We start from the raw sequence: 15,263 nt of genomic DNA on the forward strand, positions 1-15,263 counted from the left end.
AATTGTTTCACTCTCGTTTCCATCCGCGATGTTATTTTTCACCCCTCTTCGGAAACTTGACCTTCCTTCACCCGCAACCTGCGATCTACCTGCACGGCTTCCAGCATCCTGCGGTCGTGCGTGACGAGCAGCAGCGTGCCGGGGTAGTGGGCCAGCGCCGACTCCAGCTGCTCGATCGCGGCGAGGTCGAGATGGTTGGTCGGCTCGTCGAGCACGAGCAGGTTGACCCCCTTGGCCTGCAGCAGCGCGAGACCCGCGCGGGTCCGCTCGCCCGGCGAGAGCGTGGCGGCCGGCCGCAGCACGTGGTCGGCCCTCAGCCCGAACTTCGCCAGCAGCGTGCGCGCCTCGGCCTCGACCAGGCCTGACGCCTCACCGAAGACGCCGAGCAGCGGCTCCTCGCCCTCGAAGCGCCTGCGCGCCTGGTCCACCTCGCCGACCACGACGCCGGGACCGAGCGCGGCGTGCCCCTCGTCGAGCGGCAGCTTGCCGAGCATCGCGGCCAGCAGCGTCGTCTTGCCCGAGCCGTTCGCGCCGGTGATCGCCACGCGCTCCGCCCAGCCGACCTCCAGGTCGACGGGGCCGAGGGTGAAGGACCCGCGCCTGACCACCGCCTCGCGCATCGTGGCCACGACGGCGCCGGCGCGTGGGGCGGCCGCGATCTCCATGCGCAGCTCCCACTCCTTGCGCGGCTCCTCGACCACCTCCATCCGCTCGATCAGCTTCTCGGTCTGGCGGGCCTTGGCGGCCTGCTTCTCCGTCGTCTCGACGCGGGCGTTACGCCCGATCTTGTCGTTGTCCTTCTGCTTCCTGCGGGCGTTCTTGACGCCCTTCTCCATCCACGCGCGCTGCGTGCGGGCGCGCAGCTCCAGGTCGGCGCGGGTGTCGGCGTACTCCTCGTAGCGCTCGCGGGCGTGCCTGCGGGCGACCTCGCGCTCCTCCAGGTAGGCCTGGTAGCCGCCGCCGAACAGGCGGACCTGCTGCTGCACCAGGTCGAGCTCGAGGACGGCCGTGGCGGTCCTGGCCAGGAACTCGCGGTCGTGGCTGACGACCACGGTGCCGGCGCGCAGCCCCTTCACGAACGCCTCGAGCCGGTCGAGGCCGTCGAGGTCGAGGTCGTTGGTGGGCTCGTCCAGCAGGAACAGGTCGTAGCGGCTGAGCAGCAGCGACGCCAGGCCCGCACGGGCGGCCTGACCTCCCGACAGGGACGTCATCGCCTGGTCGAGGTCGATCATGAGCCCGAGGTCGGCGGCCACCTCCTCGGCGCGCTCCTCCAGGTCGGCGCCGCCGAGCGACAGCCAGCGCTCCAGCGCGAGGCTGTAGGCGTCGTCGGCCCCCTGCCGCGACTCGACGAGAGCCTGCGTCGCCTCGTCGAGGTCGCGCTGCGCGCCGGTGACACCGGTACGGCGGGCGAGGAACTCCCTGACCGTCTCGCCCTGCCGCCGCTCGGGCTCCTGCGGCAGATAGCCGACGACGGCCGAGGGCGGGTTGAGGCGGATCGAGCCGCCCTCCGGCTGGTCGATGCCCGCGAGCATTCTCAGCAGGGTGGACTTCCCCGCTCCGTTGACGCCGACGAGGCCGATGACATCGGAGGGGGCGACGACCAGGTCGAGCTCGGAGAACAGGACTCGCCCCCCATGACCTGCGGCGAGACCTTTTCCAACAAGAGTTGCACTCATAACAACCGCTAGCGTAATCGCATGCCGCGCTCCCGCATCGCGATTTTCGCCGCCGTAACGATCATCCTGGGGCTGGCGACGAGGCCGCTGTCGAAGTACGCGGGGGACGCGTTCTACACGGTGCTGCTGTACTGGGTCGTGCTGTTCGTCGCGCCGAGGGCGAGGCCGGCGGTGGCGGCCCTGATCGCTCTGGGCGCGAGCTGGGCGATCGAGTTCGCCCAGCTGCTGGACCTGCCGAGGGTCCTGGCGCCGGTGCTGGGCAGCACCTTCAACCCGCCTGACCTGTTCTGGTACGCCGTGGGCGCGGCGGGGGTCCTCGCCCTCGACCTCACCCTGCGAAGCAGGGCAGGGCGGAAATCCCCGGCCGCACCCTGAGGCGGCACGCGCACGGTCAGGCCGCCTGGCATGCCGATCACCTACTACGAACTGCTGGTCCTGCTGTCCGGCGCGCCCGAGCGCACGGCGCGGATGAGCCCGGTAGAACGCGCGAAGGGCCGCGCATCCCCTGGATGCGCGGCCCTTCGCGAGACGGCGACGGTCAGTGGCAGCCGCCGGAGCCGCAGCACGAACCGCCCGCCTGCGCCAGCATGACCCTGTCGGCACGGCCGGCCAGCTCGTAGCCGGCCTCGGTGACGGCGGCCAGCACCAGCGTGTCGTCCAGCGGCGCCGCGCTGGTCACGGTGACGGCCTTGCTCGCCAGGTCCACCTGCACCTCGCTGACCCCTGCCACCTTGCCGACCTCGGCGGTCACCGAGCTGACACAGTGGCCACAGGTCATACCCTCGACCTGGTACGTCGTGACGGTCATCAGTCTCTCCTCACAGCTCGGAAGCTCGTGTCGCTCACTATATACCCCCCAGGGGTTTACGCGGCATAGATCGGCCCTACTCGGGCACGGTGGTGAGCTCGGTCGCCGACCTCGACGGGCTCGTGCTGCCCGGCGGCGTCGCGTCCTCAGCCCGCCACGACCTCCGCGCGGGAGCCCGTGGCCCTGAGCAGGAGCAGGGCCGCGAGAGCGCCCGACGCACCGAAGATCGCGATGGCGCCGCCGGCGCCCGCGAACTCGGCCACCACCCCCGCCACCACCATCGCCAGGCCCTGCACGGCCGTCAGGGTGGCGGCGACGACGCCGATCGCGCCACCCCGCTGCTCGTCGGGGACCAGGGCGACGAACTCGGCGTTGGCCACGACCTGGTAGGCGGTGAGCGCGCCGCACGCCACGAGCAGCGCCAGCATCACCGGCAGCGGCGGCACGAGGGCCGCGCCCATGAGGGGCAGGAAGCTCGCCAGCGCCATCGGCCCGAGCAGGCGTGGTCGTGCCTGCGGCCTGACCCGCCTGGTCAGCACGAAAGTCCCGGCCACGTATCCGGCGGGGATGGCGGCCATGAGCAGACTCGACAGATCCTCGTCGAGGCCGATCTGCCTGCCGTACGGGACGGCCAGCGCCAGCGGTGTCATGGAGAAGGCCGCCAGCATCGCCAGCATGGCCAGCCAGCGCAGGCGGGGCCTGGCCGTGATCGTCCTGACCCTGTCGCGCAGGCGGGCCTTGGCGGCCCGCTCGGGCTCGGCGGGAGCGTACGCGGCCAGCCTGGCGACGATGAGCGCGGAGACGAGGAAGGTGGCGGCGTCGATGACGAAGGCGAGCCTCGGCCCCGTCGCCACGACGACGAGGCCGCCCACCAGGAAGCCCGCGACATAGGTGAACTGGTTGGTGACGTGGTAGGCGGCGACCCCGACGGTGTAACGCTCCCCCGCCAGCATCTGCGGCAGGATGGCGGCCCGCGCCGCGCGGGCGGGCGATTCGAGCGCCTGGACGGCGAAGAGCAGCAGGTAGAGCACGACGAGCGGCATCGCGGGAATCGCGAGGAGAAGCACGAGAATCGCGCGCAGCAGGTCCGCTGAGACCATCACGTTTCTGCGCGGATATCGGTCGGCGAGAACGGCCAGCAGCGAGCCTCCCATAATCGCGGGGAGATAGCTGATGGCGTAGGAGAGCGCGGTCAGCCAGGCCGACGACGTGCGCTGGTAGACGAGGATGACGACGGCCACCCTGGCCAGCTGGTCGCCCAGCTCGGAGATGACGGTGGCGCTCCAGAGGCGGCGATACTCCGCGACGGCGAAGACGTCGCGGAATCCCACGGACTGGTCGGTGCTCTCTGAGGGCTTCACCGTTCCGGCCATGGATCTTCGCCACCCGTGTCCATAGATCGCAAAACGGTTGCAACGTAACAAGATCCCCTGATGAGATCAAGGCTTGAAATACCGCAAACAATTTCAGATCATTACGAACGCGGCGTAGATCAATTTATCACCATAATGAGTGATAAATCCGATTCACGCACCGCGTCCAAGGGGAAGGGGGTGGCACCGTGCAGCGCGGCGTCTCCTGGACCTGACCGGCGGCCCATCGCCACCGGTAACCACCTCGTACGGCTGGCCGACCGCCAGCCGTACTCGGACGTTCCCCAGGACGACGAGGCCCCCTCAGGAGGCCCTGCGGACAGCGCGGACGGTGACCAGCCCCAGCCCCGCGGCCCCGGCGAGCAGGATCGCCGCGTCGATGAGCTGGAAGCGCCAGAACCGGTCATGCCCGTGGAAGTAGACCACGTGCCGGTACCCCTTGCCGATCAGGCACTCCTCGTAGGCCGTTCGCGCGCTGTCGTTCCTCCCCGTGTCGACGCCGCGGGGGCACGCGCCAGGCGGCGTCTCGGCGATCTCCCGCCCCGCGGGGTCGAGCCACGCGTGCTCCACCAGCCGCACGTCCTGGCTCGTCACCGTGGTCTGGTCGGCCGTCACCACCCTGGACGGCGTGGCGTAGTGGTCGCTCAGGGTGAACAGCCCGAACGTCATGACCGCGAGCACCCCCACGACCACCGCCATCGCGGCCAGGGTGCGGCGCAGCACCGCCCCGGCCGCCGTTCCCAGCATGAACGCGAACAGCCACCAGGCCGCGGGCTCCACGCCGAGCATGTTGAAGATGCCGACGTTTCCGAAGGTGTCGGTGCGGAACCTCGGCCGCCACACCGACACCATCGCCGACATGGCCAGCCCGCCCAGCGCGACCAGGCCGCCGAGCCCCACGAGCTTGACCGCGAGCCAGCGCCGCACCGGCACCGCCTGCGTCCAGACCAGCCGGTGGGTCCCCCTCTCGAACTCCCTGCCCAGCAGCGGCGCGCCCCAGAACGCCCCGATCAGCGCGGGAGCCACGATCGGCAGCCATCCGAAGACGGTGTAGACGGCGTCGTAGCGCGCCCCCAGCGCCGCGTCGAGGTCGCCAGGAGCCAGGCTCGCGTTCGAGGCGACGAAGGCCGCCGCCTCCAGCCCCGACACCAGGAACATCAGCCCGAGCGCCGCCAGCAGCCCGAACGTCACCAGCAGCTGCCCCCTGTGCTGCCTCCAGGTCAGCCAGATCACGTCCGCACCCCCTCCAGCCTCGGCAGCGCGGCCGCCTCGGGGCTGCGCAGGTACGCCATCACCAGGTCGTCCAGGCTCACCGCCCGCACCCGCCAGCGCGGGTCGGCCACCGGCGCGCCGCGCACCAGCACCGTCTGCTCCTTGTCCGTACGGCTGCCGCCCACCACGCGCGCGTTCGGGGAGAGCCCGAGCGGCCCCGTCATCATCCTGTGCTCCGACAGCAGCTCGTCGATGTCGCCGCTGACCTGCACCCGCCCCTCGTTGAGCACGATCAGCCAGTCACAGGTGTCCACCAGGTCGGAGACCACGTGCGAGGAGATCACCACGCTCATCCCCGTCTCGGCGACCGCGCCCATGAGCGAGCGCATGACCTCGTGCCTGGCCAGCGGATCGAGGTTGGCGAGCGGCTCGTCGAGCACGAGCAGGTCGGGCCGCCTGGCCAGCGCGATCGTGAGCGCCACCTGCGCCTGCTGCCCGCCCGACAGCCTGCCGACCTTGCGGTCGAGCGGGATGCCGAGGCCGGCCAGGCGCTCGCGCGCGTACGAGTCGTCCCATCGGGTGTTGAGCCTGCGGCCGAGGGTGAGCATCTCGGCCACCCTGAAGCCGTCGTAGAGCGGCTTGTCCTGCGCCACGAAGGCGACCTCGCCCGCCGTCCTGACGGCGCCGCGCTCGGGGGTCAGCAGGCCGACCACCACGTGGAGGAAGGTCGTCTTGCCCGCGCCGTTCGGCCCGACCAGCGCGACCACCCTGCCGTCCGGCACGCGGACGGAGCAGTCGCGCAACCTGCTGCCGATCTTCAGGCCCCTCGCCTCGATCATGCGCTCTCCTCACGGAAGGAGTCGGTGACGGCCGCGCCGAAGAGCGCGTGCATGTCGTCCTGGTCGAGCCCCGCCTCACGCGCCTGCCCGATCCAGGACATCAGGGACCTGCGCAGCCGGGCGTGGTCGGCCAGGCCCGCGCCGCCGATCGAGCGCTCCACGAAGGTGCCCATGCCGGGACGGCCGATGACCAGGCCCTCGCGTTCGAGCTCGCGGTAGGCCTTGAGCACGGTGTTCGGGTTGATCGCGAGGCGCTCGACGACCTCCTTCGCGGTGGGCAGCTGATCGCCGGGACGCAGCGTGCCGAGGCGAAGAGCCTGCTTGACCTGGTGGACGAGCTGGAGGTACGTGGACACCCCCGACCCTCTGTCGAGATAGAAGTCGATCACCATCACCCTTTCACTATTCGAATAGTGAAAGGGTGATGGCTCAGGAAGTCAAATCGGCGACCAGCTCCTTGACCGAGCGCTTCAGCCGTTCGACGCCCAGGTGGCGGACCAGCTCCCCGTCGAACGAGCCGAGGACGGCGTGGGCGAGGAAGTCCGCGTCGCGACCGGGCCTGGCCTCGGCGATCAGCCTGCTGACGTGGGCGTGCCACCGCAGGTAGGTGGGGTCGGCGTACTTGTCCTCCGCGCAGGCCCGCTCGTGCGCGGCGAACAGCGCGATGTTGCGCCCCGCCAGCTCGGCCAGCTCGTCGAGGAATCCGAGCAGCCGCTCGGTCGCGGGAAGGGCCCCGTCCTCGGCCGCGATGCGCGCGGCCAGCCGTTCGGCGCGTTCGGCGAGCAGCTCCTGGAACAGCCCCGTGCGGCTGCCGAATCTGCGGAACACCGTGCCCTTGCCCACCCCCGCCGCCTCGGCGACCCGGTCGAGCGAGACGCTCTCGCCCGCGGCGAGCAGCTGCTCGGTGGCCCGCAGGATCGCCTCGCGGTTCCTGGTGGCGTCGGATCGCACATCTCCCCCTTGTAACCGGACTGACGGTCCTCCTATTATCAACCGGACCGTCAGTCCGCTTCAATGGGAGGAGCGCCATGCGTGCGCTGAAGGAGCATCGGATCGTGGACGTGCCCGAGCCGGAGCCTGGCGAGGTCCTGGTGGAGGTGCGCCACATCTCGGCCAACCACAGCGAGCTCCGCCACCCCCGGATCGGCGGGCACGACGCCGCGGGGATCGTGCTCGAGGGGCCAGGCAAGGGACGCAGGGTGGTGGCGTTCGGCGCGGGAGCGTGGGCCGAACGCGCGGTCTTCCCCGCCTCCTCCGTGGCCGAGGTCCCCGACGGCCTGGATCTCGCGGAGGCGGCGGCGCTGCCCATGGCGGGGCTCACCGCGCTGCGCACACTCAGGGCGGCCGGGCCCGTGCTCGGCAGGCGGGTGCTGGTCACCGGCGCCTCGGGTGGCGTCGGCAGGCTGGCCGTCCAACTCGCCCACCTCGCGGGAGCGCACGTGATCGCCCAGGCCCGCCGGGGCGACGGCCTGCGCGAGCTGGGCGCCGACGAGGTGGTCTCCTCCCTCGACGACGTCGAGCCCGTGGACGTGGCGCTCGAGCTGCTGGGCGGCCCCTACCTGGTCAGGGCGTGGGAGCTGCTCGCGCCCGGAGGGAACGCGCAGAGCATCGGCTGGGCCTCCGGCGAGCCCGCGGCGTTCACCTCGCTGTTCGCGCTCGGCGCAGCCAGGTCGGTCCACTCGTTCGGCGACGTCAGCGAACCTGGGCCCGACCTGGCGGTGCTGGTCGATCTCGCGGCCAGGGGGCTGCTGTCGCCGTCCGTCGGCTGGCGGGGCTCGTGGGAGCGCGTCGGCGAGGCCGCCGACGCGCTCTTCGCGGGAAAGATCAGGGGGAAGATCGTGCTGGACGTGACCTGACGCGCGCGTGCCCCGGGTCGTACGGCGCGCGCTGCTCGACCCTGGCCTCCACCCACGTGCCGTCGACCCCCACCGTCACGTTCTCGGGGGCGCCGCGCAGGTAGGCGTAGGCGATCGAGGCGTCCACCCTGTGCCCGTAGCCGCCGCTGGTCACCCTGCTCGCCGGCGCACCGTCGACCCTGACGGGCTCGCCACCCAGGCACACCCGCCGAGGGTCGTCGAGCACCAGGCACCGGAGCGTCCGCTCGGGCTCGCGCGTGAGCGCCTCCTTGCCGAGGAAGTCCTTGCCCTCGTGGACGGCGAAGCCCAGCCCCGCCTCGTACGGCGTGGTCTCGGGGGTGATGTCCAGCCCCCAGACGCGATAGCCCTTCTCCAGGCGCATCGAGTCGATGGCCCGGTAGCCGCCCGGCCGCATGCCGTACGGCAGGCCCGCCTCCATGAGCGCGTCCCACAGGGTGAGGCCGTACTCCGCGGGGCAGTAGAGCTCCCAGCCGTACTCGCCCACGAACGTCACCCGCTGCGCCAGCACCGGCACGTGGGCGACGGTGATCTGCCTGGCCTGGAGGTAGGGGAAGCCCAGGTCGTCGTCGGACAGCCGCTCCAGGATCGCGTGCGCCTCTGGGCCCCACAGGCAGTAGCAGGCGTACGCGGAGGTGACGTCCCTGACATCGAGGCCGTGACGGCGCAGCCACGCGGCGTCGTGCGTGCCGTACGCGGTGCCGGTGACCAGGCGGAAGCGGTCCTCCGCGAGGCGGGTGACGGTGAGGTCGGCCTCGATGCCGCCCCTGTGGTTGAGCACTTGGGTGTAGACGACCGCGCCGGCCTTCCTGTCGATCTGCCCCGCGCACAGGTGCTGGAGGGTCTCGAGCGCCTTCGGACCCGAGACCTCCAGCTTGGCGAACGAGCTCTGGTCGAACAGCCCCGCCGCGTCGCGGGTGGCCAGGCACTCCTCCCGTACGGCGGGCGACCACACCCGTCCCGCCCAGCCCAGCGGCCTGCCGTCCTTGCCTCTCTCCCTCTCCGGGACCGAAGCGGCAGGCTTGGCGGGCGGGGCGTCGAACTCGAACCAGTTCACCCGCTCCCATCCGGCCTTCTCGCCGAACGAGGCGCGCAGGTCGGCGTGCCTGGGCCAGGCGGGCGAGCGGCGCAACGGCCTCGCGGCGGTGCGCTCCTCGCCCGGATAGACGATGTCGTAGTACTTCGAGTAGGAGTCGAGCGCCTTCGTCCTCGCCCAGCGTCCCGACCCCGCGTAGCCGCCGAAACGGCGCACGTCCATCCCGAACAGGTCGTACTCGGGCACGCCGTCGACGATCCACTCGGCCATCACCTTGCCGACGCCGCCCGCCGCCGCCAGCCCGTGCACGCAGAAGCCCGCCGCGACCCAGAACCCCCGCACGGCCGTCTCGCCCAGCAGGAACTCGCCGTCGGGGGTGAACGCCTCGGGCCCGTGCACGATCTTCGACACCTGTGACGCGTCGAAGTCGTCCGTGGTGCGCTTGGCGACGACCGGCAGCCGGTGCCGCGCCGACGCCCACGACTCCCCGAACTTGGGCAGGTTCGGCTCGAACAGCAGCCTCGGCTCGGCCAGCGGGTCGGCGGTGTCCCAGACCTCGGGGCTGCGGATGTAGCCGCCGACCAGGATGCCGCCGTCCTGCTCGCGGAAGTAGACGATGTTGTCGGGGTCGCGCACGGTCGGCGTGGACGCGGGGATGTCGGCCGGGTGGGTCACGACGTACTGGTGCTTGATGGGGACGATCGGCACGTCCACCCCTGCCAGCGCGCCCACCCTGCCCGCCGCCGCTCCCGCGCAGTTCACCACGGTCTCGGCGGTGATCGTCCACTCCTGCGCCTCAGCCCCTGCCAGGCGGACGGCGTGGACGGCCCCGCCGGCGACGTCGATCCCGGTGACCCGCACCCCCGTGACGATGCGCACGCCGAGCTTGGCCGCCCCCGCAGCCAGCGCCCTGGCCAGCGACGCGGGGTCGAGCCAGCCGTCGCCAGGCAGCCACAGCGAGGCGAGGATGTCCTCGTCGTTGAGCATCGGCATCAGGTCGTTGGTCTGCCGCCCCGACAGCAGCGACATCTCCAGCCCGTACGTCTCGGCCGCCCCCGCCTGCCGCACCAGCTCCTCCACCCTGGCGGGAGTGGTCGCGAGGCGTAGGCCACCCACCCCGTGCCATCCGGGGTCGAGCCCCGTCAGCTCCGCGAGCTCGGCGTAGAGGCCCGCCGAGTACATGATCATGCGGGTCTGGGTGACGGTGGAGCGGAGCTGTCCGACGAACCCCGCCGAGTGCCACGTGGTGCCCTCGGTGAGTTCGTGCTGCTCGACGAGCACGACGTCTCGCCAGCCGAGACGGGCCAGGTGGTAGGCCACACTGCAGCCCGCCACACCCCCGCCGATCACTATCGCCTGTGCCGAATCGGGTATTCCCATGATCGAAGAAGTCATGTAACACCTTGCCCGCAGGATCGGAATGGTCTAAATGTAGGCCAAAGGGAGTCGCGCATGCCAGACGTGATCGAATTGGTCTCCGACTGGGCCGGGCGGCCGGTCAGGCAGACGCCCATCAAGGGCGGCCTCAGCCATCTGATCGCCAAGGTCGAGACCGGGGACGGCGAGCGATGGCTGCTGCGCGTCCTCGACCCCGCCGTGTGCTCGGCCGGGCTGGGCATCCCGATGGAGCAGGAGATCGAGAACACCGTCCGCGCCGCGGACACCGGTGTCGGGCCGAAGGTGATCCACCACTTCCCCGAGGTCCACGCCCTGCTCATCGAGTATCTCGACGGCGTCACCCTCAACGCCGCACAGGTGCCGCGCCATCTGGACGCCATCGCCACGGCTTGCCGCACGCTCCACGCAGGCCCCCGCTTCGTCAACGACTTCTCGATCTTCGACAAGCTCCGCGACTTCCGCCGCCTCTGCCGTACGAACGGCCTGGCCACCCCGCCCGGCTATGACGACATCCTTCCCACCGTGGCCGACATCGAGCGGGCCATGCCGGCGATTCCCACCGTTCCGTGCCACAACGATCTGCTGGCCGAGAACTTCATCGCCCAGGGCGACGAGATCCGCATCGTCGACTACCAGCTCTCCGGCAACAACGACCCCGCCTTCGAGCTCGGCGACATCGCCGCGGAGGCGGATCTTGACCCCGACCAGACCGCACGCCTGGCCAGGGCCTACTTCACCACAGGCGAGCACGACTCGCGTGTGCGCCTCTTCCACATCATGTCGAACGTGACCTGGACGCTGTGGTTCTCCGTCCACCACGGCCTGCTCGACAGGCAGGCCGACTTCGACTACGCGGCCGAGGCCGCGGGGAAGTTCGCGCGAGCCGTACGAGACCTGGACGGCGTCGGCCGTCTGATCGACGACGTCCGGAGGCACTGACACCCCCCAAGGAGACCCATGACCTTAGACGAGGATTCCAGGCGGCTCGCCGAGCTCGGCTACAAGCAGGAGCTCTCGAGGACCTGGAGCGGCTTCTCCAACTTCGCCATCTCCTTCTCCATCATCTCGATCCTGGCAGGCTGCTTCACCACCTTCGGCCAGGCCTGGAACAACGGCGGGCCCATCGCCATCTCCTGGGGCTGGCCGCTGATCTCCGCCTTCATCCTGATCATCGGCTTCTGCATGTCGGAGCTGGTCTCCGCCTTTCCCACGGCGGGCGGCATCTACTGGTGGGCCGCCACGATGGGCAAGCCGATCCACGGCTGGTTCACCGGCTGGCTGAACCTCATCGGGCTCATCGCCGTCACCGCCTCCGTCGACTACGGCTGCGCGACCTTCCTCAACATCACCCTCAACCGCCTCACGGGCGGAGCGTGGGAGGGCACGCTCTCCCAGGCGTTCGGGCTGTTCGTCGTCGTCCTGGTGCTGCACGCGCTGATCAACGTCTTCAGCCACAGTCTCATCTCGCTGCTGCAGAACGTCTCGGTCTGGTGGCACGTCGCGGGTGCGGCGATCATCGTGGCCATCCTCGTCTTCGCGCCGAGCGAGCACCAGACGCTCGGCTTCGTGTTCACCGAGACGATCAACAACTCGGGCTTCTCCGACTCGTCGTTCTGGTTCTACGTGCTGCCGCTGGGCTTCCTGCTCACGCAGTACACGATCACCGGCTTCGACGCCTGCGCGCACGTCTCCGAGGAGACGCAGGGCGCGGCCATGTCCGCGGCCAAGGGCCTGTGGCGCTCGATCTTCTACTCGGCCATCGGCGGCTGGATCCTGCTGCTGGCCTTCCTGTTCGCCGCCACGAACGTCGACGAGATCAACAAGCAGTTCGGCTTCGTCGGCGCGATCTTCGACACCGCGCTGCCCGCGAACCTCGCCACCGCGATCTTCGCCATCTCGACGATCGGCCAGTTCTTCTGCGGGATGAGCTGCGTGACGTCGATGTCACGCATGATGTACGCCTTCTCCCGCGACGGCGCGGTGCCCGGCTGGAGGCTGTGGTCGCGCGTCAACCGCAACAGGACCCCGGTCAACGCCATCGTCGCAGGGTGCGCGGTGGCGGGCCTGATCACGCTGCCCGCGCTCTACGCCCCCGCGGGGCTCGGCACGCCCATCGCGTTCTACGCGGTGGTCTCGATCGCGGTGATCGGCCTCTACCTGGCCTTCCTCATCCCGATCTGGCTGCGGCTGCGCATGGGCGACCGCTTCGTGCCCGGCCCGTGGACGCTGGGCCCGAAGTACAAGGTGCTGGCCTGGATCGCCATCATCGAGATCGCGGTCATCTCGGTGTACTTCATCATGCCGCTGTCGCCCGCGGGGATTCCCGGCAGCGCCGACTTCACCTGGACGGCGGTGAACTACGCGCCGCTCGCGGTGGGCGGGGTGCTGCTCGGCATCGCCCTGTGGTGGACGCTGTCGGCCAGGAAGTGGTTCACCGGCCCTCGCCGCACCGTCGACGTCGACGAGACCATCGGCTGAGCCATCGGGGGTACGGCAGGCATGCCGTACCCCCGACCGACCAACGCGGAGATCGTCAACCGCTTGAAGTCGCGAGACCGTAGCGACGCCCCCCCGACGGCCGACATCCTCGAAGCCGTCGCGGAGGGCAGGCGGTGATCGTCATCGACTCGTCGGCAATGGTCGCCGCCCTCACCGGCCGCGAAGCCGACGTTGAGCTCCTCGACGCCCTCCAGGGCAGCATCCACGCCCCTCATCACCTGGACGTCGAGGTCCTCTCCACGCTGCGGGGGCTCGCACCGGGGGGAAAGCTCTCGCAAGCCTCTGCCGAACAGGCTCGCATCGACTACCTCGCCCTGAACATCTCCCGCTACGAGATCAAGGGACTAGCGGAGCGGGTGTGGGAGTTGCGGCATGACCACACCGCCTTTGACGCCTGCTATCTCGCGCTCGCCGAGGCCCTCGAAGCGCCACTGATCACCTGCGACGGAAAGCTCGCAGGCAGTGCCCACGACGCCGACGTACGGGTGTTTCCGGGCTAGGAGGCCTGGAAGGCCTTCGCCACGACCGCGCGGACCTCGTTCATGTCGGCCGAGCCCCGGTCGCGCAGCAGCGAGGTCATGTCGGCCTCCGGCATGCCGCAGGGGATCGCCCAGTGCCACGGCTCGAGGTCGCCGTCGACGTTGAGGGCGAAGCCGTGGCTGGTGACGCCGCGCGACTGGCGCATGCCGATGGAGACGATCTTGCGGCCCGTCTCGACCGTCCAGACGCCGGTGAGCAGTTCGGACCCGGGTGGCGTGTCGCGGCGCTCGGCGGACAGGCCGAGCGCGGCCAGCGCCTCGACCAGGCGCAGCTCCACCTCGCGGACGTAGTCGACGATCCCTTCGTCATCCCCCAGCTTGACGATGAGGTAGCCGACCAGCTGCCCTGGCCCGTGGTAGGTGAGCTGACCGCCCCTGCCCGTCTCCACCACGGGGATGCCGCGGGTGGGGTCGGGCAGGTGGTGCAGCGGTGTGCGCCTGCCGACGGTGAAGACCGAGGGGTGGCTGAGCAGCCACAACGTGTCGGGCCGCGCATCGCGTTGGCGCTCTGCGACCAGATCGGCCATGCGTTCCATGGCCTTCTCGTAGTCGACGAGTTCGTCCTGGATGAGCGTCAGCGACCGTTCCCTCATGCTTCGAGCATAGAACCCGTCAGTGACGCTGAGGGCCGTTGGGCATGATGACCCAGAGGACGACGTAGAGGATCCAGAGCGGGCCTGGGATCAGCGAGAGCAGCAGCCACACGATCCTGACGAGGGTGGGCGGCAGGCCCAGCCGGTCGGCGATTCCGCCGCAGACCCCTGCGATGATTCGGTGTTCTCTCGAGCGGTGCATCGAGCTCCTCCGTGTGGTGTCGATTCACCTTGTTCAACGGCTCTGCCCCGGATGGGCGTTCCTATCCGCGACCCTGATTGAACCCTGACAGGGTCAGCCATCTCTCGGCCAGCGCCAGATGTCGCGGGGTCAGGCCCCTGCGTGGCTCCACCGGGATCAGCAGGAACTCGTCGACACCCTGATGTCCCCTGAGGTACTCCTCGTCGGCCACCCACAGGTGGTCGTCGAACCAGACGAACGGCCTGCCGTCCACGTAGTCGGCGACGCAGGGCGTCTTGAACGACTCGCCCCGCTCGCTCGGCCCTCGGGGGGTCATCGGCACCACGGGCAGTTCGGGCAGTCCGAGGCGGGGCGCGATCCACTCGTTGGCGTTGTGCTCCCACGTGGTCGCCCAGACCAGCTCGGAGCCGGTCTTCAGGGCCAGCTCCATCAGCCGGGCCCCGTGGCGGAGGTTGAGGTGGACGGTGTAGGAGTCGGGGCCGATCGTGCACTCGTAACGTCTGAAGTCGGGGCTGGCGCGGCTGAAGGGGTTCAGCACGCCGTCGACGTCCACCAGCAGGAGTGGCTTCACCCAGCCAGACTAGTGACCATGGCGTGGGGCTCTATGGTGCTTTGCATGGATCTGCACTCCCTCCAGAACCAGCAACGCCTGCTGGTCCGCCAGAAAGTCACCATGATGGTGAACCGATATGTCGCCCACGCCGAGAACCCCGACGGCTCGGAGGGCCCGATGGTGGCCTTCGCCGAGCAGAAGCGGATGACGCTCAAGGAGCAGGTCACCCTCTACACCGACGAGTCCAGGAGCCAGGTGCTCGCCTCCTTCAAGGCGCGCAACATCATCGACCTCGGCAGCGGCTACGACGTCTTCGACGGGGAGGGGCGTCCGATCGGGGTCTTCCGCAAGGACTTCGGCCAGTCGCTGATCCGCTCCACCTGGCACCTCGACCAGCCCGGCCTGCCCACGGTCACGGGGCAGGAGCGCAGCATGCTGGTCAGCGTGCTGCGCAGGTTCGTCGACTCCCTCTCGTGGCTGCCCTACCACTTCGACTTCGGCGAGGTCTTCTCCGTGGTCAAGAAGTGGGGGCTGCGCGACCGCTACGTCGTCGACATCCGCGACCCCAGGACCGACCGGCGGCTGGTGATCGCCATGGCGGTCGCGCTCGACGCCCTTCAGTCCCGCTGACCGTCCTGCGGACGGCGGGCACCCGGCCGCG

The 15,263-nt window shown here is 70.0% G+C and carries 17 protein-coding genes; 6 read left to right on the forward strand and 11 right to left on the reverse strand.

The annotated features are described in order from the left end of the window. Nucleotides 1–38 precede the first annotated feature (38 nt). The gene (locus tag ABFX55_RS33155) at nucleotides 39–1,676 is read right to left on the reverse strand and encodes an ABC-F family ATP-binding cassette domain-containing protein (RefSeq protein WP_346126589.1); all 1,638 of its coding nucleotides are present in this window, start codon (nucleotides 1,674–1,676) and stop codon (nucleotides 39–41) included. A 21-nt stretch (nucleotides 1,677–1,697) separates the two neighbouring features. Here ABFX55_RS33155 and ABFX55_RS33160 point away from each other — a divergent pair, with 21 nt between their 5' ends. Beyond that, nucleotides 1,698–2,051: a ribosomal maturation YjgA family protein gene (locus tag ABFX55_RS33160; protein ID WP_346126590.1), complete on the forward strand. Its 354-nt coding sequence runs from the start codon at nucleotides 1,698–1,700 to the stop codon at nucleotides 2,049–2,051. Between the two features lie 163 nt (nucleotides 2,052–2,214). On the opposite strand, the gene ABFX55_RS33165 is transcribed toward ABFX55_RS33160, so the two are convergent. From ABFX55_RS33165 to ABFX55_RS33190, 6 genes are all read right to left on the reverse strand, one after another. After that, nucleotides 2,215–2,484 carry a heavy-metal-associated domain-containing protein gene (locus tag ABFX55_RS33165; RefSeq protein WP_379479021.1) on the reverse strand — a complete coding sequence of 90 codons (270 nt, stop codon included), beginning with the start codon at nucleotides 2,482–2,484 and terminating at the stop codon, nucleotides 2,215–2,217. Nucleotides 2,485–2,630: 146 nt separating this feature from the next. After that, nucleotides 2,631–3,857 (reverse strand): MFS transporter, encoded by a 1,227-nt coding sequence (locus ABFX55_RS33170; protein ID WP_346126591.1) that lies wholly within the window; start codon nucleotides 3,855–3,857, stop codon nucleotides 2,631–2,633. A gap of 303 nt (nucleotides 3,858–4,160) precedes the next feature. Beyond that, nucleotides 4,161–5,090 (reverse strand): hypothetical protein, encoded by a 930-nt coding sequence (locus ABFX55_RS33175; RefSeq protein ID WP_346126592.1) that lies wholly within the window; start codon nucleotides 5,088–5,090, stop codon nucleotides 4,161–4,163. Continuing rightward, nucleotides 5,087–5,908 (reverse strand): ATP-binding cassette domain-containing protein, encoded by an 822-nt coding sequence (locus ABFX55_RS33180; RefSeq protein WP_346126593.1) that lies wholly within the window; start codon nucleotides 5,906–5,908, stop codon nucleotides 5,087–5,089. Before ABFX55_RS33180 ends, ABFX55_RS33175 begins: the two co-directional genes overlap by 4 nt. Next, nucleotides 5,905–6,300, reverse strand: a complete 396-nt coding sequence (locus ABFX55_RS33185) for a GntR family transcriptional regulator (RefSeq protein ID WP_346131340.1) — start codon at nucleotides 6,298–6,300, stop codon at nucleotides 5,905–5,907. Before ABFX55_RS33185 ends, ABFX55_RS33180 begins: the two co-directional genes overlap by 4 nt. A gap of 37 nt (nucleotides 6,301–6,337) precedes the next feature. Then, nucleotides 6,338–6,859: a TetR/AcrR family transcriptional regulator gene (locus tag ABFX55_RS33190; protein WP_346126594.1), complete on the reverse strand. Its 522-nt coding sequence runs from the start codon at nucleotides 6,857–6,859 to the stop codon at nucleotides 6,338–6,340. Nucleotides 6,860–6,936: 77 nt separating this feature from the next. Between ABFX55_RS33190 and ABFX55_RS33195 the strand changes: the two genes are divergently transcribed. After that, nucleotides 6,937–7,764, forward strand: coding sequence for a zinc-binding dehydrogenase (locus ABFX55_RS33195; protein ID WP_346126595.1), 828 nt, complete (start codon nucleotides 6,937–6,939; stop codon nucleotides 7,762–7,764). Here ABFX55_RS33195 and ABFX55_RS33200 read toward each other — a convergent pair. Beyond that, nucleotides 7,733–10,213 (reverse strand): GcvT family protein, encoded by a 2,481-nt coding sequence (locus ABFX55_RS33200; protein ID WP_346126596.1) that lies wholly within the window; start codon nucleotides 10,211–10,213, stop codon nucleotides 7,733–7,735. The genes ABFX55_RS33195 and ABFX55_RS33200 overlap by 32 nt on opposite strands. A 57-nt stretch (nucleotides 10,214–10,270) precedes the next feature. Between ABFX55_RS33200 and ABFX55_RS33205 the strand changes: the two genes are divergently transcribed. The 3 genes from ABFX55_RS33205 to ABFX55_RS33215 all read left to right on the forward strand — a co-directional run bounded on the left by ABFX55_RS33205 (nucleotide 10,271) and on the right by ABFX55_RS33215 (nucleotide 13,215). Next, entirely contained in the window at nucleotides 10,271–11,155 is an 885-nt protein-coding gene (locus ABFX55_RS33205) for a phosphotransferase (protein WP_346126597.1), read from the forward strand. Between the two features lie 18 nt (nucleotides 11,156–11,173). After that, nucleotides 11,174–12,694, forward strand: a complete 1,521-nt coding sequence (locus ABFX55_RS33210; RefSeq protein WP_346126598.1) for an amino acid permease — start codon at nucleotides 11,174–11,176, stop codon at nucleotides 12,692–12,694. A 134-nt stretch (nucleotides 12,695–12,828) separates the two neighbouring features. After that, nucleotides 12,829–13,215: a type II toxin-antitoxin system VapC family toxin gene (locus tag ABFX55_RS33215; protein ID WP_346126599.1), complete on the forward strand. Its 387-nt coding sequence runs from the start codon at nucleotides 12,829–12,831 to the stop codon at nucleotides 13,213–13,215. On the opposite strand, the gene lipB is transcribed toward ABFX55_RS33215, so the two are convergent. From lipB to ABFX55_RS33230, 3 genes are all read right to left on the reverse strand, one after another. Then, complete coding sequence (lipB, locus tag ABFX55_RS33220) at nucleotides 13,212–13,847, reverse strand: lipoyl(octanoyl) transferase LipB (protein ID WP_346126600.1); 636 nt, start codon at nucleotides 13,845–13,847, stop codon at nucleotides 13,212–13,214. The two genes, ABFX55_RS33215 and lipB, sit on opposite strands and share 4 nt — an antisense overlap. Nucleotides 13,848–13,866: 19 nt before the next feature. Further along, a complete protein-coding gene (locus ABFX55_RS33225) occupies nucleotides 13,867–14,049 on the reverse strand; it encodes a PspC domain-containing protein (RefSeq protein WP_183651642.1) in 183 nt (60 codons plus the stop codon). Nucleotides 14,050–14,110: 61 nt separating this feature from the next. After that, nucleotides 14,111–14,620 (reverse strand): HAD domain-containing protein, encoded by a 510-nt coding sequence (locus ABFX55_RS33230; protein WP_183651645.1) that lies wholly within the window; start codon nucleotides 14,618–14,620, stop codon nucleotides 14,111–14,113. Nucleotides 14,621–14,665: 45 nt separating this feature from the next. Between ABFX55_RS33230 and ABFX55_RS33235 the strand changes: the two genes are divergently transcribed. Then, complete coding sequence (locus tag ABFX55_RS33235; RefSeq protein ID WP_346126601.1) at nucleotides 14,666–15,232, forward strand: LURP-one-related family protein; 567 nt, start codon at nucleotides 14,666–14,668, stop codon at nucleotides 15,230–15,232. Nucleotides 15,233–15,263: the final 31 nt, after the last annotated feature.

It is taken from the genome of Nonomuraea roseola (assembly GCF_039535395.1).
GTDB lineage: Bacteria > Actinomycetota > Actinomycetes > Streptosporangiales > Streptosporangiaceae > Nonomuraea > Nonomuraea roseola.